The organism is Niallia laureatilytica, assembly GCF_046613985.1.
Taxonomy (GTDB): domain Bacteria; phylum Bacillota; class Bacilli; order Bacillales; family Cytobacillaceae; genus Niallia.
Genome location: NZ_JBKKHP010000020.1, coordinates 15,316 through 35,770, shown reverse-complemented (window position 1 = coordinate 35,770; position 20,455 = coordinate 15,316). Strand labels below are relative to the sequence as shown.

The 20,455-nt window shown below is 38.5% G+C and carries 20 protein-coding genes; 17 read left to right on the top strand and 3 right to left on the bottom strand.

Features of this window, described 5'->3' with window-relative positions; all coding sequences use genetic code 11:
- Positions 1-46: 46 nt before the first annotated feature.
- From dcuS to ACLIJJ_RS25515, 10 genes are all read left to right on the top strand, one after another.
- Positions 47-1,648 carry a DcuS/MalK family sensor histidine kinase gene (dcuS, locus tag ACLIJJ_RS25560; RefSeq protein WP_411411882.1) on the top strand — a complete coding sequence of 534 codons (1,602 nt, stop codon included), beginning with the start codon at positions 47-49 and terminating at the stop codon, positions 1,646-1,648.
- Complete coding sequence (locus ACLIJJ_RS25555; protein ID WP_233319015.1) at positions 1,645-2,352, top strand: response regulator; 708 nt, start codon at positions 1,645-1,647, stop codon at positions 2,350-2,352. Before dcuS ends, ACLIJJ_RS25555 begins: the two co-directional genes overlap by 4 nt.
- A gap of 193 nt (positions 2,353-2,545) precedes the next feature.
- On the top strand, positions 2,546-3,514 hold the full coding sequence (locus ACLIJJ_RS25550; RefSeq protein WP_233319013.1) for a 2-keto-3-deoxygluconate permease: 969 nt from the start codon (positions 2,546-2,548) through the stop codon (positions 3,512-3,514).
- Between the two features lie 42 nt (positions 3,515-3,556).
- On the top strand, positions 3,557-5,263 hold the full coding sequence (locus ACLIJJ_RS25545; RefSeq protein WP_411411881.1) for an NAD-dependent malic enzyme: 1,707 nt from the start codon (positions 3,557-3,559) through the stop codon (positions 5,261-5,263).
- A 174-nt stretch (positions 5,264-5,437) separates the two neighbouring features.
- The gene (locus ACLIJJ_RS25540) at positions 5,438-6,115 is read left to right on the top strand and encodes a response regulator transcription factor (RefSeq protein WP_411411880.1); all 678 of its coding nucleotides are present in this window, start codon (positions 5,438-5,440) and stop codon (positions 6,113-6,115) included.
- Positions 6,112-7,512: a sensor histidine kinase gene (locus ACLIJJ_RS25535; RefSeq protein WP_411411879.1), complete on the top strand. Its 1,401-nt coding sequence runs from the start codon at positions 6,112-6,114 to the stop codon at positions 7,510-7,512. The genes ACLIJJ_RS25540 and ACLIJJ_RS25535 overlap by 4 nt, the downstream gene beginning before the upstream one ends.
- Before the next feature lie 75 nt (positions 7,513-7,587).
- Positions 7,588-8,124 carry a hypothetical protein gene (locus ACLIJJ_RS25530; RefSeq protein ID WP_237940596.1) on the top strand — a complete coding sequence of 179 codons (537 nt, stop codon included), beginning with the start codon at positions 7,588-7,590 and terminating at the stop codon, positions 8,122-8,124.
- A 184-nt stretch (positions 8,125-8,308) separates the two neighbouring features.
- On the top strand, positions 8,309-9,067 hold the full coding sequence (locus ACLIJJ_RS25525) for an ABC transporter ATP-binding protein (protein WP_411411878.1): 759 nt from the start codon (positions 8,309-8,311) through the stop codon (positions 9,065-9,067).
- Complete coding sequence (locus tag ACLIJJ_RS25520) at positions 9,064-11,550, top strand: FtsX-like permease family protein (RefSeq protein WP_237940599.1); 2,487 nt, start codon at positions 9,064-9,066, stop codon at positions 11,548-11,550. Before ACLIJJ_RS25525 ends, ACLIJJ_RS25520 begins: the two co-directional genes overlap by 4 nt.
- A gap of 150 nt (positions 11,551-11,700) precedes the next feature.
- On the top strand, positions 11,701-12,456 hold the full coding sequence (locus tag ACLIJJ_RS25515) for an IclR family transcriptional regulator (RefSeq protein ID WP_233318998.1): 756 nt from the start codon (positions 11,701-11,703) through the stop codon (positions 12,454-12,456).
- Positions 12,457-12,501: 45 nt separating this feature from the next.
- Here the strand turns inward: ACLIJJ_RS25515 and pxpA are convergent, their stop codons facing one another.
- Entirely contained in the window at positions 12,502-13,263 is a 762-nt protein-coding gene (gene pxpA, locus ACLIJJ_RS25510) for a 5-oxoprolinase subunit PxpA (protein WP_237940601.1), read from the bottom strand.
- Between the two features lie 309 nt (positions 13,264-13,572).
- Here pxpA and ACLIJJ_RS25505 point away from each other — a divergent pair, with 309 nt between their 5' ends.
- The 7 genes from ACLIJJ_RS25505 (at position 13,573) to ACLIJJ_RS25475 (ending at position 19,049) form a co-directional block, all read left to right on the top strand.
- Entirely contained in the window at positions 13,573-14,292 is a 720-nt protein-coding gene (locus tag ACLIJJ_RS25505; protein ID WP_233318994.1) for a DUF969 domain-containing protein, read from the top strand.
- Positions 14,292-15,254, top strand: a complete 963-nt coding sequence (locus ACLIJJ_RS25500; protein ID WP_233318991.1) for a DUF979 domain-containing protein — start codon at positions 14,292-14,294, stop codon at positions 15,252-15,254. The genes ACLIJJ_RS25505 and ACLIJJ_RS25500 overlap by 1 nt, the downstream gene beginning before the upstream one ends.
- Before the next feature lie 35 nt (positions 15,255-15,289).
- The gene (gene pcp / locus ACLIJJ_RS25495; protein ID WP_237940603.1) at positions 15,290-15,937 is read left to right on the top strand and encodes a pyroglutamyl-peptidase I; all 648 of its coding nucleotides are present in this window, start codon (positions 15,290-15,292) and stop codon (positions 15,935-15,937) included.
- A gap of 175 nt (positions 15,938-16,112) precedes the next feature.
- Positions 16,113-16,868: a 5-oxoprolinase subunit PxpB gene (gene pxpB / locus ACLIJJ_RS25490; protein ID WP_251648023.1), complete on the top strand. Its 756-nt coding sequence runs from the start codon at positions 16,113-16,115 to the stop codon at positions 16,866-16,868.
- On the top strand, positions 16,865-17,863 hold the full coding sequence (locus ACLIJJ_RS25485) for a 5-oxoprolinase subunit C family protein (RefSeq protein WP_233318985.1): 999 nt from the start codon (positions 16,865-16,867) through the stop codon (positions 17,861-17,863). The genes pxpB and ACLIJJ_RS25485 overlap by 4 nt, the downstream gene beginning before the upstream one ends.
- 39 nt (positions 17,864-17,902) lie before the next feature.
- Positions 17,903-18,061, top strand: coding sequence for a hypothetical protein (locus ACLIJJ_RS25480; RefSeq protein WP_233318983.1), 159 nt, complete (start codon positions 17,903-17,905; stop codon positions 18,059-18,061).
- Positions 18,062-18,200: 139 nt separating this feature from the next.
- Entirely contained in the window at positions 18,201-19,049 is an 849-nt protein-coding gene (locus ACLIJJ_RS25475; protein WP_233318981.1) for an STAS domain-containing protein, read from the top strand.
- A gap of 42 nt (positions 19,050-19,091) precedes the next feature.
- Here ACLIJJ_RS25475 and ACLIJJ_RS25470 read toward each other — a convergent pair whose 3' ends face one another.
- Positions 19,092-19,931: a manganese catalase gene (locus ACLIJJ_RS25470; RefSeq protein ID WP_233318980.1), complete on the bottom strand. Its 840-nt coding sequence runs from the start codon at positions 19,929-19,931 to the stop codon at positions 19,092-19,094.
- A gap of 109 nt (positions 19,932-20,040) precedes the next feature.
- Positions 20,041-20,220 (bottom strand): hypothetical protein, encoded by a 180-nt coding sequence (locus tag ACLIJJ_RS25465; protein WP_233318978.1) that lies wholly within the window; start codon positions 20,218-20,220, stop codon positions 20,041-20,043.
- Positions 20,221-20,455 lie beyond the last annotated feature (235 nt).

The window sequence follows — 20,455 nt, the reverse complement described above, 5'->3', positions numbered from 1 at the left end:
TGCTTTTTGGATACATGTTGAAACTTCGATAAACTTGGAGGAATTTATGAAAAAGGGCAAACTTAGTTTACAAGCTATCATAATTATTTTTGTATGTATTGTGGTTGCGTTATCACTTGGGATAACCGACTTGCTTATAAGTAAAAGTATTACTTCCAGTGTAGAAGAGACACAAAAAGAAAAGGCGCTGGATGTTGCAAGGACAATGGCGGTTACTCCAGCTGTAATCAAGACTCTTGAAGGACAAGCTAATCAAGCGGAATTACAGGAATTTGCTAATGTAATAAAAGACAAAACGAATGTGAACTTTGTTGTTGTTATGAATATGAAGGGAATTCGGCTGTCTCACCCGGAGTCTAGTAAGGTGGGTAAGCATTTCTTTGGGGGAGATGAAGGCCCTGTTCTTAAAGGGGAGGAGTATGTTTCCATTTCAAAAGGAACGCTCGGTAAATCTATGAGGGCATTTACCCCAATAAAGGATGCACAGGGCAAAAAAATTGGAGCGGTTGCTGTCGGGATTTCTTTGAAAAGTGTTACAGAGGCTGTTGATAAAGGACGGATGGGAATTGTTTTGGGGACGTTAATCGGACTTATGATTGGAATAATTGGTGCGGTCGTTCTAGCAAGGTATATTAAAAAAATCCTTTTAGGACTTGAGCCGTTTGTTATTGCGAAGCTGCTTGAAGAGCGCAGTTCTATGCTTCAGTCTGTACGTGAGGGCATTATAGCCATTGACCAGGAAGGAAAAATCACCCTTGTTAACAAGGCAGCGAGTAAGCTTTTTAAAAAGGCAGGTCTTGAGGAAGAGCCAATGGGGATAAATATTGAGGATTACTTGCCAGAAACCCGGTTAACTCGCATTATCAAATCAGGTGAAACAGAGCTCGATCAAGAACAGAACCTGCAGGGGGTTACTATTTTAGTAAACCGGGTACCGGTCGTTGTTGGAAATCAGGCTGTAGGAGCCATCGCTACATTTCGGGATAAAACAGAGGTCCAGCATCTGGCTGAACAGCTGACAGGTGTCCGTAATTATGCGGATGCTCTCCGTGCTCAAGCTCATGAATTTATGAATAAGCTCCATGTTATCTTAGGTCTTGTCAGAACGGAACAATATGATACACTTGCTGATTATGTAAGTGAAACGGTTAATCATCGGGAAACGGAAATGGACTTTGTGACAAGGAAAGTCCAAGATCCTGTGCTTGCTGGTTTTCTGATTGGGAAGCTAAGCTTTGCAAGAGAATCAGGAGTTTCCTTTTCATTTGATTGTGCCAATAAGCTGCCGAAGCCGGCAAACTCGGAAATTACACATGAGCTGATTACGATTATTGGAAATCTTTTGGATAATGCAATAGAGGCTATTGCAAACAGTATAAATAAAAAGGTCCATCTTAAACTGGATTATGCAGAAGATATTTTAACAATCGAGGTTAAAGACACAGGAATGGGAATGACGAATTCACTCCAAAACAAAATCCTAGATAAAGGCTTTTCTACTAAAGGAAATAACCGCGGATACGGATTATACCTTTTGGCGCAAGCAATTGAAAGGCTGGAAGGAGAACTGATTATTTCGTCCAAGCCAGGGAAGGGAACGAGTTTTGCTGTGTATATATCATATCAAGAGGAGGATAAAGAGAATTGATTAATGTAATGATCGTTGAAGATGACCCGATGGTAGCACAAATTAATAAACGATATCTTGCCAAAATTGAAGGGTTCCGATTAGCGGCAACAGCTACATCAGTTGATGAAGCTATACAATTACTAAATACAGAAGAAATCCAGCTTATCCTTTTGGATATTTTTATGCCGGGAAAGCTTGGGATTGAATTATTAGCACATCTGCGGAAAAATGAACTTGAAATTGATGTGATCATCATTTCTGCTGCATCCGATCTTGATCGAATAAAGAGGGCATTAAGATATGGGATTGTCGACTATTTAATCAAGCCGTTTGAGTTTGACCGGTTTAACACGGCACTTACTACCTATCTTGAACAAACTCGGTTAATTGATAAGCAAGATTCAGTAAGTCAGCAGGAGCTGGATTCCTTACTTTTGCACAGAGATGAACATGTCATCGCAGAGGAGCTGCCAAAGGGGTTAGCGAAGGATACGTTAAAGCAAGTATGGGATGCCATTCAGCGATTAAAGGCAGACCCTTTTTCGACTGATGACATTGTAAATATTGTAGGCATCTCAAGAGTTTCTGCCAGAAAGTATCTTAATTTTCTTAAGGATACAGGAATCCTGGAGGTTAAGGTTATCTATGGAGCAGTCGGAAGGCCTGTGTATCAGCACGAATATAATCAATTTAAAGAACACTTAATTAAAAATTTTTTGTAAGCAGTTAGGAAAGCTGCTTACTTTTTTTATTTACAAAAAGAATTATTAAACTTTATTAAACTATGAAAACGGTTTACAGGGGAATATGATGTACACGTAACAAAGGGGAGTAATATTTGCAATCACACTATCGCGATTGCAAAGGGAATTTGGATTTTTTACATGATGATAAAAATGACAAGGGGGATTAAATATGCAAATTCCAATTAAGAAAACGCTCGATAAAATTCCAGGCGGAATGATGGTAGTTCCGTTATTTTTAGGGGTACTAACAAACACTTTTTTTCCACAGTTTTTAGAAATAGGGCATTTTACAACGGCATTATTCAGTAAAGAGGCATCATCAACTATTTTAGCTTGTTTTATGTTTTTAATTGGTTCACAAATTAACTTTAAACTAGCACCAAAAGCGATTAAAAAAGGTGCAATTTTATTATCTGGTAAATTTATAGTAGGTGCAGGTCTAGGTATCTTTATAGCGATGGTTTTTGGACCGGCTGGTATTCTAGGATTGTCACCACTAGCTATCCTTGCAGCATTGTTAAACGCTAACGGTGGGTTATATGCTTCACTAGCTTCATCTTATGGTGACGAAACAGATGTAGGGGCATACGCATTATTTTCTTTAAAAGATGGTCCATTTTTCACATTAGTTGCTTTAGGTGCATCCGGCCTTGCTTCTATTCCTTTTCAAGCACTTGTAGGCGTTTTAATTCCTATCGTAATTGGGATGATTTTAGGAAATATCGATCCGGATATGAGAAAGTTTCTTGGAAGCAGTAAGTTATTATTAATCCCATTTTTCTCTTTCCCATTAGGGGCAGGCATGAATCTGAATACAATTGTAGAAGCGGGTGGTCCAGGCTTACTACTAGGATTAATCGCTTCATTTACAGGAATTGGTGCTTTCTTGCTTTTGAAATTATTCAAAGAAAATCCTATCGTCGGTTTAGCAACAGGGTCAACTGCAGGTAACGCTGTAGCGACACCAGCTGTAGTTGCGGCAGCAGATCCAACACTTTCTGCAATAGCACCAGCAGCTACTGCGCAAGTTGCAGCAGCATGTGTTGTTTCTGCAATTGTTTGTCCGATTATTGTCAGCTATGTATATAAACGGTCAGAAAAGAAAAAAGCTAAAAAGCTTATAACAAAGGCTGCATGATAAAAAATATATTAAATTTCTATAGAAAGAAGGATTTCCATAATGAGCGTGCCTGATAATGTAATTATTACAACATTAAAAGGAAAAGAAGTTCTGTCTAATCCTTTTATCAATAAGGGAACAGCATTTACTAGAGAGGAAAGGGAAGAGCTTGGACTTGACGGCCTGTTGCCGCCTCACGTGCTTACCCTTGATGAACAGGCTAACAGAGCCTATGAGCAATATTCCATGCGGACTACAAATCTTTTCAAAAACGGTTTGCTTTATGATTTATATAACCGGAATGTTGTCCTTTTTTACCGACTTTTAAAAGATCATTTAGCAGAGATGCTTCCAATCATCTATACACCTACTGTCGGAGAAGCGATTCAGACATACTCTCATAGCTATCATCGCCCAGGTGGATTATATCTTTCCATTGATCATCCTGAAGGTGTTGAAAAAGGATTTGCTAATCTTGGGGTCTCAAAAAATGACATAGACTTAATCGTTGTCACTGACTCTGAAAGTATCCTTGGAATCGGGGATCAAGGGGTAGGCGGTATTAATATTGCAATCGGTAAACTGGCTGTTTATACAGCGGCAGCTGGGATTGATCCAAGCCGCGTCCTGCCAATCGTATTGGATGTTGGCACAAACAATCAATCTTTAATTGACGACCCTATCTATATTGGTAACAAGTTCGCCCGTGTCCGCGGTGAACGTTATGATAAATTCATTGATTTATTTGTACAGACTGCCAGAAAATTCTTCCCAGAAGTGCTTATCCATTGGGAGGATCTTGGCAATGTAAATGCTCGAAATATTTTAGAAAAATACGGTGACAAAATCCTTACATTTAATGATGATATCCAAGGAACAGGTGCTGTTACGCTTGCAGCGGTTATGTCTGCATTAAAGGTCACAGAAACTTCTCTGAAAGATCAGCGTATTGTTGTCTTTGGACCAGGTGCTGCGGGGATCGGGAACGCAGACCAAATGGCAGATGCAATGGTCCTTGAAGGATTGACAGAAGAAGAAGCATACGACCGTTTCTGGGCAATTGATTATCGAGGATTACTGACAGATGAAACACCGGATGTCCTGAAATTCCAACTTCCTTACGTAAGAGAAGGAGAGGAAGTAGAGGGCTGGGAGAGAAACGAGGAAGGAATCATTCCATTAATGGAAGTAGTGAAGAGAGTAAAACCTACCATCCTTATCGGTACTTCCGGTCAAGCTGGCGCCTTCACAGAGGAAATAGTGAGGGAGATGGCAAAGCATGTTGAACGTCCAATCATCATGCCTATGTCTAATCCGACTCATCTTGCAGAAGCCATACCAAAAGATTTAATTAAATGGACAGACGGCAAAGCGTTAATTGCGACAGGAAGCCCATTTGATAATGTAGAATATAACGGTGTTTCCTATGAAATCGGACAGTCTAATAACGCATTTGTATTTCCAGGTCTAGGGCTTGGAGCGATTGTTGCAAAAGCCCAAGTAATCTCAAAAGGAATGTTCGCAGCAGCTGCAAATGCTGTAGCAGAGATGTGCGACAATACTGAGCCAGGCTCGTCATTGCTGCCGTCAATTGAGAAACTACATGATGTATCAATCTATGTGGCTGTTGAAGTAGCTAAGGCTGCACTAGAGGAAGGTATCGCAAAAGCAGATATTTCCAATGACGTACCAAAAGCTGTTGTTGATGCTGTTTGGCAGCCTGAGTATAAGGAAATTAAGAGTGTTGGGATTTGGACGAGAGTTTAACCATAAACAGATAATAATTAATTTTATAAAGATGGACTACTCCTGAATTGGGGTAGTCTTTTTTGTTGATACCTAGGATGCGACTATTTTAATGCTTGTTCCATAATATAACTGTCGATATAATGTATGTGTATTATTTCACATTCTGGTTGCTGCTAATTAACAGAAACTTAAATGAAAGTAGGTATTGTTATGGCAAAAATATTAATAATTGAAGATGATCAGGCAATTAACAATTTAATCTTTATGAATTTGGATTTAGTTGGCTATGATTGTAAACAGGTGTTTGACGGAAAAGAGGCTAGTGAAGTTATATATAGTTGGCAACCAGATTTAATTTTGCTAGATGTGATGATTCCATATGTAGATGGGTTTACACTTATAGAACAAAACAAGTTTAGTACTATTCCGGTTATATTTGTTACTGCAAAAGATAATATTTCTTTTAAGGTTAAGGGGTTACAACTAGGTGCTGATGATTATATTGTAAAACCGTTTGAATCAATTGAATTGCTTGCGAGAATAGAAGCAGTACTACGACGTACAAAACCAGTTAAAAGGAGATATAGTATCGGCAGTACTATTATTGATCTGGATGAGCATATAACTATTGTAAAAAATGAACCTGTAAGTCTGACTAACCAAGAGTTTGTGCTTTTAGAAGCATTAATTAACAATTGTAATTTAGCCTTATCTAGGGAGCAATTACTTAATTTGGCTTGGGGTCAGGATTATTTTGGGGATGCTAGGACTGTAGATGTTCATATTACTAAATTGCGAAAAAAGTTACAATTAGAGTCATATATACAGACAGTATACAAGTTTGGGTATCGACTGGAGTTTCAAAAATGAACTTCTGGCAAAAGATTTTTTTGAGTACATTTTTCATTTTTATTACGTTATTTGACATAGCAGCTTTTGTACTAATATCTTCTTCTTACCATTTCAGTCTTCAAAGAGAAGAAGAAAATAGTATACGGGAACAATCGATTATTTTAAAATCCATAGAAAATAGTATAAGTCAATTCCTTCAGTCTGCTTCTTACAACAAAGAGCAACTAACCTCTCTTATAAAACCACTTGCAAATTACTATGAGAATCAAAATGTTTACCTTGCATTATACAATGAAAACACGAAAGTATATTCAAATACTCCAATCTTAGATAGTAAGCTACTAGGTATTCAAGAGAAAGAAACGAGGAAGATACAAACGAAAAAATTGGGTGGCAAGAGATATTTACTTGTATCTTCACCATTACCTTCAAATCCAAATTACTCCCTTGTTTATGCTCGAAATATTAGTCAACTTGATGTCTTTCTTTCTTCAATGAGCCGTGTATTCGTAATAGTTAGTATTCTAGTATGTATTGTACTGGGTATTTTAAATTTCATATTTTTAAAACGATTAACTGGTCCACTAAATAAAATGATTTCTATTACAAGTGAGATAGCAAATGGAGCTTTTCATAAAAGAGTTCATATTAAACGAAGGGATGAGCTTGGCACTCTGGGGAGTACGTTTAATATGATGGCTGATTCAATAGAAGATAAAGTTGGTCAATTAACAAAGGAATCACAAAATAAACAGCAGTTTATTGATAATCTTGCTCATGAAATGAAGACGCCGCTTACTTCTATTTTAGGTTATTCAGAATACTTGCAAAAGGCAAAGTATAAGGAGAAACAACGTCTCATCGCAACTCAACATCTCAATGAAGCAGCAGAAAGACTGCAAAAATTGTCCATTAAACTTCTTGATTTAACATCAATGCGTACCAAAAATAAAGATTTTAAAGAGGTTAATATGGAGGGGTTGTTTGCTGCTTTATATAGGTTCATGAATCCAATTTTAAAAAAGAAAAATATTCATCTAGAGACAAGAGCAGAGGTAAAGTCCTTGTTAGGTGATGAAACACTGTTACTGTCGCTATTAATTAACTTGGTAGAGAATTCAGCAAGAGCCTCTAAGGATAATGACTTAATAGCTGTAAGGTCATATGTTGATGAGAAGGAAGAGTTTATAGTTGAAGTAAAAGATTATGGTATTGGTTTAGATAAAGAAGAAATAAAAAAAATAACTGAACCCTTTTATCGTGTTGATAAATCTCGTTCTCGTGAATTTGGAGGTTTCGGCTTAGGTCTAAGTATTGTTGCTCAAATAGCTAAATATCATAATGCTGATTTGGACATTCAATCACAAAAAGGTACGACAATAAGGATAATCTTTAACAAGACTCTAACAACTTAATAGCAACTTAAAAATATCATGAGTGTATCCTTGCTTCATATAAGGGATATTACATTCTGTATATAGGGGGCTTAAATGAAAAAAGGGAAATATATAGTCGGGGCATACATTACAGGATTCACTTTTTGCGCTGGGCTTTTAGTCAATAGCTTTGCTTTTCCTTCTGTTCTAGCTGCAACAACAGAAAATTCAAAGGTTAAAACCGTTGAGGCTGCTAATCTTGAAGAAAATCAGAAAACTGAGCAAATAAAAGATTCATCAAATGAATTATCTCAATATGGAATCAAAGATGGCATTTCAGAAAAAGAAGCGCTATTAATAGCTATTAACGCATTTAAAGAAACAAAGGATGTCAGCAACCTAACTTATGATATTAAAATTGTCCAGGAGGATATTCCAGTAGATCCAATCAAGTGGTTTGTTACATTTTATGATAATAACGATGGATATATGGCTACTATAAATCCCTTTTCCGGTACAATTATTACTCTTGAGCAATTTTCAGGAGTTAAAGAAGTTTTCTCTAAAGATATGGAAAAAGCCAGAGAGGAAAAGGAAAAACTTTATAACGAGTATTATAAAGAGATATTTTCTATCTACAATAACGAATAAACAAGGAATATATCCCTTATGAAGTTAAAAAAGTATTCTTACCCTCTAACTGATTGGTAAGGATACTTTTTTATTTTCCAATATATCTTAGTTATTACTTGGAAAATTATTGAAACTATGAAAAAATATAATCAGAAAATCATTGGAAGAAACATGCACTTATATAATTTTGAGGTGACTTGTTGTGGTTAATAAATCTGTTTTATCTGTAAGAAATCTATCAAAAGTTTATAAAGGTGTCGGTCATGAGGTGCAAGCATTAAAGGATGTTTCATTTGAGTTATATGAAGGGGAACTGATTGCCATAATGGGGACAAGCGGTTCGGGAAAAAGTACGTTGCTTAACGTGTTGGCAGCATTGGATGAGCCAGATAAAGGGGAAATTCAATTATATGGCCAAAAACAAACAGAAATGTTTACAGAACCAAATGCTACTCATTATCGGCGAGATAAAATTGGCTTTATCTTTCAAGCTTTTCATCTTTTGAAAGATTTAACAGTGGAAGAGAATATTGCTTTGCCACTTATTCTAAAGGGAGAGAAAAAGTCTTATATAGATGAGAAAGTAGATGAGATGTTACAGTTTGTCGGGCTCTTGGGCTGGAGGAAACAAAGACCAGTTCAATTATCAGGCGGACAACAGCAGCGGGTTGCAATCGGCAGGGCATTGATAACTGCACCGCCAATTGTGTTGGCGGATGAACTCACAGGGAACTTGGATTATAATACTTCAAATGAAATTCTTCAGGTTTTAGTAAAGATGAAAGAGACGTTGAACCAAGCAATTATAGTTGTTACACATGATCCACATGTTGCAGCTTTTGCTGATCGTGTGCTGTTTTTTCATGATGGACAGATTGTGAATGAATATGATTGTTCTGGGAATCAAGCGATGGATGATATTTTAGAGCATTTTGGGAAGCTGTTGGAGTTCAAGGTATGATGAAAACAATACAAGGACTAGCCTTGCGCTTCTTTCAAAAAAATAAATTTATAACATTTTCCTCTGTTATTAGTGTACTTTTATCGGTCTTTTTAGTGGTTGTTATGGTAGCTTTCGCAACAAATGCGGAGCGCTCGTTAAGAGAAGAAGTGCAAAAAATGTATGGAGAGATGGATTTATCTGTCGGCTATAATGCGGAACTGAGTAAAAACGTCGATCGAGACTTTATTTCTGCTTTGCAGACAAACAAAGATATTCAAAAGATATCTCCAGTCATCATTAACCAGCTAAAGGTAGATAAATTGCAAGCAGACATTTATTCAGTTGGTCTAGAAAATGATTATCTAGCAAAGAGCAGATATCATTTAAAAGAGGATATAAATGAAAATGAAGTTATGATGAATGAAAGTTTGGCTGAAAGCTTACAAGTAAAAGCTGGTCAAAAGGTAGGTATTGAAGGCAGGGAGTTTACGGTAACAGAGATATTAGAGGATTTAAACGCAAGTGGGCTTACTCCCGATATGCTCATTGTTTCTAAACCAACAGCCAAAGAATTAGTAAAGCATAGATCCGGTCAACATGTAGAGGCTACTTATGTGCTAGTCAAAGCGAAAAAGAATGTTGATCCACTTTTGCTTGCCAATGATATTAAGAAATATGATGCCGGTGTAAGGATTGATATTGCTGAAGAAGATGAATTTCTAAAAAGGAATGTACAGTCTCTGAAAATTTTCATCTACTCTTTAGCTTTTCTAATGTTAATCATTACAGCGTTATTGATTGTTGCCAATTTTGAATTATTTTTATATAAGTATAAAAATCAATTTGCGATTTTGCGTTCCATTGGCGCCACAACCAAACAATTATCTAACATAATACTCATTCAAAGCAGTCTTATTACAATAGCGGGCACAATAGGCGGCTTCCTATTAGCTATCGTTAGTCATCAATATATTCAACCAGGGCTTGAAGCGATATTTTCTTTCCATTTACCAACAGCAGCGGGTTATAACTATAAGGAAAGTTTAATGATTGCACTAGCAAGCGGTATGATTATACAAATATTTATGCTGATTCCAGCTTATAAAAGTTCAAAATTATTACCGCTTAAAATCATGCAGGAAAATGAAAAGAATGATTTCAGTTATAGGAAAACTCGCAGAAATATTGGGTTTGGTTTGATCTTTATTGCCCTGTTATTGATTTGTATTGGTAAAGTAATGCCCAAAACAGAAGGGACGGGAGTTTTGTGTATCTTTATAGCTGCGTTGTTTTTACTAAGCAGCATTTATCTTCTTTTTCCTGTCTATCTATCAGCTGCTTTAATAGGGGTTCTGCCAATAATAAAAAAGCTGTTTGGAAATGTTTCTTATATCGCAATTAAAAACTTAGTGCCTCAAGTCAGAAAAAATACATTCGTGATGTTAACAATCAGCGCGATGATGATTATCGCTGTATTTGGGTCTGTTATGTTAAAGACAATCCAGCAAAATGAAATAAACTATTTAAAAGAACAATTTCCAACCTCCATTGTGCTGAATAGTCGTCTAGTATATGATTCAATGATTGAACCAAAGGATTTGGAGAAAAACGTAAAAGAAATTAGCGGAGTTCAGAAAGTAAGCTCTCAAAGCACTACTTCTGGGGCAGTGATAATCGGAAACGATGATGATCCTAATTTGGAGTATACATTAGCCGATATAAAAGGGATGGAGCAACAAGGAATCATTCCAAAAATGGAGGATGATAGTAAATTAATTGTTGTATCTGAGGCATTTTTAGAAAAGCATGGACTTAAAGTAGGTGATTCTATCGACTTGGGCTTATACTCGGAAGAAAAGCAAAGTCCTGTATTTTTGGATACATTTATTGTGGGAGCTGCAGTAAAAAATCTACCTAATGCTGATGCGTATATCGATTGGGAAAATACATCATTCAAAGAGGAATTTACGAAATTTAGCGCAATGTACATCACTTCTAACGATGAAAAACAAACTGTTCAAGAATTAGAAGCACTAAAACAGCAGTACCCAGAACTTCAAGTTAATGTATATCAGCAGTCTGTTGAAAAAGCTAATGAGTTGTTCTTGCAAAGATGGTCTGTTTTTATTGTGGTTATGGTTGTCATCTTGGTGTGTGTGATGTTGGGTGTAGTTACTACACTAGGTAACAATATTTATTCCAAAAGAAAAGAGTTTGCAATATTAAGGACTATTTCTGTTGATCGGAAGGGGATAAAAAAGGTCATTTTAACCCAAGTCAATCTGTATATAATAATAGGGCTGCTGCTTGGAATAATAGCAGGTTTACTTTTTACCGCCGTGATTTTGCTAATAGATTCTGGGCAAATTTCGATTTATTACTCATTGATCATCGGAATTACAGCAGCGCTATTGTTAGTTGGAAATAGTGTGTTTCTTCCTATTGCAAGTAAGATAGGGAAAAAGAAGATATCCTTAGAGCTTACGGAGGATAATAAATAAATTTTTCTTAAAAGATAAGGCCATTCATCTGTTTATGACTGATGGATGGCCTTATCTTTTCTGGAATACGCATTCTTCCAATCCTCTCAATAAGGTATAATAGTGGCAGAAAGAAAACGGAAATACCATGCTCAAAAAGGAGGAATGCTCTTGCAAAGCAAAAATAAAACGGTAGTAAAGTCAATGGACATTCTTAATCTTTTCCTTCACCATTCAAAGCTGAGCTTTAATGAGATTGTTCAGTTTTCAGGTATTCCAAAGACGTCTGTGTACAGGATGGTGCTGTCGCTCGAGGAAATGGGTTTACTTGATAAGGATGTGGATGGGAAATATTCGCTTGGGCTTTTGTTTCTTCAGTTCGGCCATTTGGTGTCAGAGAGGCTTGATATTAGGCAGTTAGCTTTGCCTGTAATGCATATGCTTCACCAGGAGGTTGGCGAAGCAGTTAACTTGATTGTCCGCGATGGAAATGAGGCCATTTATATTGAAAAGCTGGACACGAAACAGCCTGTGAGGCTTTATACGGCAATTGGGAGAAGGACACCTCTTTATGCGGGTGCTTGCTCTCGTGTTATTCTTGCTTTCCTGCCGTATATGGAGCGGGAGAAATATATTGATGAAACAGAATTACAGCCAATTGCGTCAGGTACAATCACAGACAGAGAAAAACTGCGTCAGCTGATTACGGAATCAAGGGAAAATGGTTTCTCTGTCAGTTATTCAGAGCTAGAGGATTATTCGGCTGCTCTTGCTGCACCGGTTTTTAACTTTAAAGGAGAAATCGTAGCAGGCATTAGCGTTGCTGGGCTTGATGTTAATTATAAGCAGGACAAGCTGGGGCCGCTTTCTGAGAAAGTGAAGGCAGCTGCATTGGAGATTTCCCGCAAATTGGGATATATAGAATAAGATAAAGGACATGGATGTATAATCTCATGTCCTTTTTATATGTCCTTAAGAGCGGAAAGGGGTAATCTCAATCCTTGATTTTTCAAGGGTTTCCTTGATTTGCTGGGCAAAAGTGAGAGCTTCAGAGCCGTCGCCATGAATGCAAATAGTATCAGCTTTGACAGATATATCTGCTCCTTGTCTAGTAGTGACTTTTCCTTCCTTAACCATGCGGATTACTTGGCCGACCGCTTGGTTCTTGTCATGGATAAGGGCATCTGGCTCTGTTCGCGGTGTTAACGTACCGCCGCTATCGTATGTGCGATCGGCAAATACTTCATTTGCTGTTTGCAGACCGATTCTTTCACCAGCAGTGACTAGTTCACTGCCAGCTAAACCGAATAGTATTAATTCTGGGTCAACTTTATAGACTGCTTCTGCGATTGCAGTTGCAAGAAGGCTGTTTTTGGCAGCCATATTGTATAACGCTCCATGGGGCTTAACATGCTGCATCTTTGCACCTTCTGCTTTGACGAAGCCAGACAAAGCGCCAATCTGGTAAATGACAATATCATGTGCTTCTTGTGGCGAGATATTCATGTTTCGTCGTCCGAACCCAGCTAAATCGGGAAGGCCTGGATGTGCACCGATTTTAACGTTATTATTGAGTGCAAGCTTTACCGTATTCCTCATCACTGATGGGTCGCCAGCATGAAAACCACAGGCAATATTTGCTGATGTAACGAAGCGAAGAATCTCTTCATCCATTCCTATCTTATATGCTCCGAAACTTTCACCTAAATCACAGTTCAAATCAACTTTATACAAAAAAATGCCTCCCAACTTAATATTCCGATTTAAGGAACTATTGTTTCGAATATCGTAGCATAAAACAGTATTTATGCATATCATCAAATTTTTATAATATTTAAATTAGTTGATTTAAACCTCTACATGTAGGGTCTTTTCGATAATGTTAGTTTGAAATAATAAATTATATTGTATTTTTATTCTTACTAGTATAATATAACAGATAAATCTAATAATTCAGAACTTCAGTTCCGAAAATCGGAACTGTTAGAAATGGATGTCGTCATACTTAAAGTAATAGATACATAGAAGGGAGTAATCTTATAGATGATTAAACTAATAGGAATTCTTGTTGTGGCAATTGGCTTTGCATTTCGTTTTAACACATTGCTGGTTGTTACCGTTGCAGGTATTGTAACAGGCCTTGTGTCAGGCTATTCTTTTAATGAAATACTAACTTTATTTGGGCAATTCTTTATCGATAACCGCTATATGTCTTTACCAATTATCCTGACATTGCCGGTGATTGGGGTGCTCGAGCGTTATGGTCTGAAAGAGCGAGCAGAATCTTTAATTAAAAAAGCAAAAAATGCAACAACAGGACGTGTGTTGTTGACTTACTTGTTTATCCGCGAAGGTTCTGCGGCAATAGGCCTTAATATCGGCGGACATGCTCAAACGGTCCGGCCTCTTGTTGCACCAATGGCTGAAGGAGCGGCGGCTGCACGATATGGCGATCTGTCGGAAAAAACAAAAAATGATATAAAGGCACATTCTGCTGCTGCCGAAAATACAGGCTGGTTTTTCGGAGAGGATATCTTTATCGCAACAGGTGCAATCCTGCTGATGAAGGGTTTCTTTGATTCAGTCGGCATTCATGTAGAGGTTTGGGATATGGCATTATGGGGCATTCCTACTGCCATTACTGCATTGATTGTAAGCTGGTTCCGTTTTAACAGACTTGATAGACGTATTGCCAAAGCGGCAGGAAAAAACGGCAGTTTAAACAACTTGGCAAAAACGAACAAAGATGAGGAGGTAATGTAATGCACTTAATAACGCTTGATACACTTTATTACTTATTAGGTATTATCGTTGCCTTCGTTGCAGTTCGTGTTGCATTGGATAAGAATCATCCAACCCGGTGGGGATCCACTATTTTCTGGGGGATTTTTGCGATAACTTTCCTGGTTGGCAAACAAATCCCGCCGCTTTATGTTGGATACCTTGTATTAGTGATGGTGATAGTTGCTTCAATTGGAAAGGTGACAAAGTCAAAAGAGGAAGAATCAGATTCTGCTGAAAGAGAAGGGCATGCAGAAAGACTTAGAAATAAAATATTCCTTCCAGCTATCTTGATTCCAGTTCTCACCATTGTAGGAACACTGACTCTTGGAAAAATCAAGTTTGGTTCTGTCCAGCTTGTAAATCCGGAGAATGTTACATTGATTGCTCTTGGGCTTGCAACAATTATCGCCTTTATAGCGGCACAGCTAATCACAAAGGCAAAGGCAACAGTTCCTATTAATGAAGGGAGCCGTCTCCTTCAAGCTGTAGGCTGGGCAGTTATTTTGCCGCAGATGCTCGCAGCATTAGGCGGAATATTCTCTAAGGCAGGCGTCGGTGATGTTGTATCAGGAATTGTCGGAGATTTCCTGCCGACAAATTATGCTTTTGTAGCTGTAGCTGCTTATTGTATCGGAATGTTGCTGTTCACGATGATTATGGGAAATGCTTTTGCTGCTTTTGCTGTAATAACAGGAGGAATCGGGCTTCCTTTGATTGTTCAGCTCCATGGCGGCAATCCTGCTATCATGGCAGCACTTGGTATGTTTGCAGGCTATTGTGGAACATTGATGACGCCGATGGCTGCTAATTTTAATATTGTTCCAGCAATGCTTTTGAATTTAAAGGATAAAAATGCAGTCATTAAAGCACAAATACCTGTGGCTATACCAGTGTTTATTATTAATATGCTGCTGATGTATTTCCTTGTATACCATTTTTGATTTCGTATTAACCAAACAATTAGGAGGGATATGAAATGCAGAAGATTTTGCTGACAGGATTTGATCCATTTGGAGGAGAAGCAACTAACCCAGCTTTAGAATCTGTTAAAAAGCTTGATGGTGTTAAAATTGGAGATTATTTAATAGAAGCACGAGAAGTTCCAACTGTTTTTGATGAATCAATAGCGAGATTAAAAGAATATATAAAGGAAATAAAGCCAGCGCTGGTTATTTGTGTTGGTCAAGCAGGCGGCCGTCCTGATGTTACGATTGAGCGGATTGCGATTAATGTCAATGATGCACGGATTGCAGACAATCAAGGACAGCAGCCGATTGATACAGCCGTTGTAGAAGGAGGTCCAGCAGCCTATTGGTCTACACTTCCCATCAAGGCCATCGTGAAAGCAATGCGAAAGGAGGGAGTGCCAGCCTCTGTTTCCCAGACTGCAGGCACATTTGTCTGCAACCATATTTTCTATGGTCTAATGAATGTATTAGAGCAAATGGGTAACAAGATAAAAGGCGGCTTTATTCATATTCCATTCCTTCCTGAGCAGGCGACAGCACATCCAGGTCAGCCAAGCATGGCACTTGATACGATAGTTAAAGGGCTGAAGACAGCAGTTGAAGCAGCGGTTGTTACTGAAAAGGACATTCAGGAAATAGGCGGACAGACTCATTAAACAGGAAATATAGTGCTGTCTAAAGAATAGATAAAAGTGACATGAGTAATGGTTGCTCATGTCACTTTTCTATTCAGAGAAGTTGCGTTTTAAATTTCTGATAATTATAATAGTTTTATAATCTAATATACGGAACTGTAATTCCGAAAATCGGAATTTAAGAAGGGGGGATAATATGGGAGAAAATATTGTCGGTGACAAACCAGATACTCAAATGAAACCACTCGGAGACTCAGGGATACTTCTCCAATTCGGCACAGAAATAAGTCCCGATGTACATGAAGAGGTAAAGGCATTTACAGACTGTATAGAAGCAAATTCTTTTCCCGGCTTTATAGAATGTGTGCCAGCTTTTACTAGTGTGACCATCTTTTATAGTCCTTTACTCGTCTTTCAAATGTATAAAGGGAAAGGCAAGCCAGAGGATTTGTCACCATATAGTATTGTCCAATCTATTCTGCAGGAAAGATTAAAGAGTCTTCATACGTCAAAAAGAAGGGAAAAAAGAGTGGTTGATATTCCTGTGTGCTATGGGGGAGAGCTTGGCCCTGATTTAGAGGCAGTGGCAAAATATCATCAATTAACACCGGCAGAAGTAATAGATATCCATTCACAAGCAGAATATCTCGTTTATATGATTGGCTTTGCTCCTGGCTTTCCCTATTTAGGAGGAATGTCTGAACAGATTGCCACACCGCGCCATTCTTCTCCAAGATTATCAATACCAGCAGGTTCTGTCGGTATTGCTGGCATGCAAACTGGTGTTTATCCGATTTCCACCCCAGGGGGCTGGCAGATCATTGGACGAACACCAATTAACCTCTTTTATCCAGACAAGAATCCGCCAACTCTATTAACATCTGGTGATATTGTCCGATTTAAGCCGATTTCAATAGAAGAGTATAAGGAATATAAGGAGACAGTGCTATGAGCTTAAGAGTGGAGCGCCCTGGTATGCTGACAAGTTTGCAGGATCTGGGCAGATACGGTTATCAAAAATATGGAGTAGTTGTCAGCGGAGCAATGGATTCTATCTCTTTGCGTATTGCTAATTTGCTCGTCGGCAATAAGGAGAATGAGGCAGGGCTGGAGATGACGTTAATGGGCGGGTCATTCCTTGTTGAAGAAGACTTGCTTATTGCTGTTACAGGCGGAGATTTGGCTCCGGTTATAGAAGAAGAGTCAATCCCGCTATGGAGGCCAGTGTGGATAAAAAAGGGAAGTCTGCTTCGGTTCCGAGCTTCCCGTTCAGGCTGCAGAACGTATATGGCTGTTGCTGGCGGTTTTGATGTGCAGGAGGTGCTTGGAAGCAAAAGCACTTATTTGCGAGGAGAACTCGGCGGGCTGAAAGGGCGGGCTCTTTCAGCAGGTGACAAACTGACTTGCGGCGGGGCTGCCCACCGTTTTCAGCACTTAAAAAGCAGCGCTGGGGCAATATCCTTTGCTGCCACTGCTTGGCATGTTAATCCAGAACCGTTTATTAATCTGAAGGAAACAGTGATACGTGTAATAAGAGGCGGAGAATTCGATTATTTTACTGAATCAAGCAGAGACCGTTTCTTTAAGGAGGATTTTCGTATTACACCGAATTCAGATCGGATGGGATACAGAATGGAAGGCACTCCCTTGGAAATGACCGATTCATTTGAACTCCTATCTGAACCTGTAACAAATGGGACGATTCAAGTGCCGAAGGATGGAAACCCCATTATCTTGCTGGCAGATCGGCAGACGACGGGAGGCTACCCGAAAATCGCACAAGTCGCAACGGTGGACCTACCGCTGCTAGCTCAAAAGAAGCCGGGGGAAATTGTCCGCTTTAAAGAAATATCGTTAGCAGAGGCCGAACAGCTTTATTTAAGGCAAGAACTGCAATTAGAAAAACTAAAGGCCGGCCTATCATTGAAAGTTGATGAAACAGCGTAAATTAGGAAATAAAGATAAAAAAGGAGATGCAAAAAACGGATGTGGGTTATAACCGTCTATTCACCAGAAAATGATATTGCGCAATTTGAATTCACTACAGAACAAGAAGCTCGGGAAGCATTTGAGCAATTGCAAGGCTGCAAGATTCTCACAGAGGTTATTTACTTTAATGATGAGATTATCTTAGCAACAGCTTAAGACAGCTTTTCCTTTAAGCTCTAGTTATGCACCCTTACAATTCAATAGATTCTAGACAATAGGATTCTATGAAAGTAGCAACTGAAATTGCTATAATAGGTAGTACAAGCTATTGAATATCAATTGGAGGAGCAGGTTAATGAGTGAAAATATAAAGCATTTAGGGAATTTGCTGTTGCAAAATTCACAAGAAATTGCGCTGACTGTGCATAAGCGGAGAATAGAGGGAGAAAGCTCTGAAAAATTAGCGCAAATCAGCTCTGTTGAAGGAGAAATTCTTCAGCTGCGCGCTCATTTTGTTTCCTTATTCGGTAAAAGCCTGTTAAACTATCCAGATTTAAAAGGAGCTCGTTCTTTATTTACCGATTGGGGAATCAGCACTGGTGCGAATTTATCCTCCGAAGGAGTACCGTTAGATGAGGCATTAAAGGATGTGTCATTCTACAGAACAGCAATTTGGGAAGTTTTAAAGACAGAGATGAAAGAAAAGGATTATTCCATCGATGAGGCTTTTGAGGTGAAGGATATTATTGATCCTTTACTGGATTATGCGTTGTACAATTTCAGCCTGTCTTATGTGGATTCCTATGCGAATACACTCAATAATTCAAGAAAAGCGTTTTTGGAGCTGTCTGTTCCAGTTGTGCCGATTACAGAAAATATCGCTATTCTGCCTTTAATTGGGGATTTAGATACAGAAAGAGCACAGCTGCTTATGGAAGAAACATTGGTTAAAACTAGAGATATGGGAATCAGTCACTTAATCATTGATATTTCTGGGGTTATCATTATAGATACGATGGTTGCTAATGAATTGTTTAAACTTATGGATGCATTAAGACTGCTCGGGATTGGCACAATTTTCTCTGGAGTGAGGCCGGAGATAGCCCAGACGATGGTAAGTCTTGGTCTCGACATTAAGAATTTAGTGACGAAGGCAAGCTTAAGACAAGCACTTGCTCTCCTTGAAAGAGAAAATGTGATTTAAATAGGAAAAGAGCTGGCGGATATGGCCAGCTCTTTGTTGTTTTTATTTCAATGTATTTAATGTATTTAAATCATGGTGCAATGATTCTGACGGTACTTTAGTTATTGGCACATTCCCTTTTGCGACAGGCTCTTTCACATAGACGAAGTCTCCTGTGCCATCAGGGGCGCTTCCAGTTGCCCATAAGCCGTCAGATGACTCGGATCCTTCAGAGAGGTTCCAGAATTCATAAGCTTCAGGCTGTGATTCCTTCTCTGCTTCTGGCGGGAAGCTTGCTGGTACAACGACACCGTTTTTGCTTTCCAATTCCTCAATTGCTGCAAGCCATTGATATTGGTGATATCTGTCGCGAGCAAGCATTTTTCTAAATGTAGCGCGGACACCCTCATCCTTTGTCATATGGTACAGTCTTGCAACTTGCAGGCGGCCTTGACTTTCTGCATGCAGGTTAGAGCGCATATCTGCAAGTAAGTTTCCGCTTGCTACGATATAAGAACCATTCCACGGCACTCCATTAGAGTTAGTTGGAAGACCTCCTAATCCGCTCACAAGCAGATGCTGCGGATTGACTCCACCCATGATGGCAGCAATCGTCGGATCTTTAGCTGCTTCTGCCTGATCATCTGGTGATGCACCATCTAGAAGTTGGCTTATAAGGGAACATAACATTTCTACATGCCCGATTTCCTCTGTACCAATGTCCATCAGCATGTCCTTGTATTTTTCTTCCCCGCGGCAGTTAAAACCTTGAAAAAGATATTGCATCATAACAGTCATTTCTCCGAATTGTCCACCAAGAACCTCTTGAATTTGGCGGGCCAGCATTGGATCTGGCTTGTCCACTTTTACTTCAAATTGTAATTCTTTCTGATGACGAAACACATATATCTCCTCCTTTTGGTTTTGCAGTTACGCTTATGAAGTACCCCTGCTAAATTAGAGATAAACACAGTGCTAAAAATTGCCAAAAAAAATGAGCCTTCAAGGCTCATCATTTATTAATGGATTCTTCCTGGTTATTTGTTTTGTGAGTTTCTTCCATAACTTGTTTTTCGTTCTTATCTTTTTCATATTCCTTACGGATTTTTCCGCATGTTATACACTCGCCGCTATAATAATAGCTGTATTTATGGTACTTGCGGATTGAACAAATTATCGATCCAAAAAGCATATGTAACACAACTCCTTTACATATAAATTGTACAATAAAGAGAATGAAGCGAAGATTAAATAAAAGTGACACAACAAGTCAGATAGGTGACAAAAACCGTCTTTGATTACCGAATGAAAACATTATGACGATGAACATTAAAGGTTTGTTATAAAAGAAATAACGATGTAATATCTACTCTTTGCATCCTTCATAAATTTCTTTTCCCTTCTTGGTTAATACTAATAATCCTGTT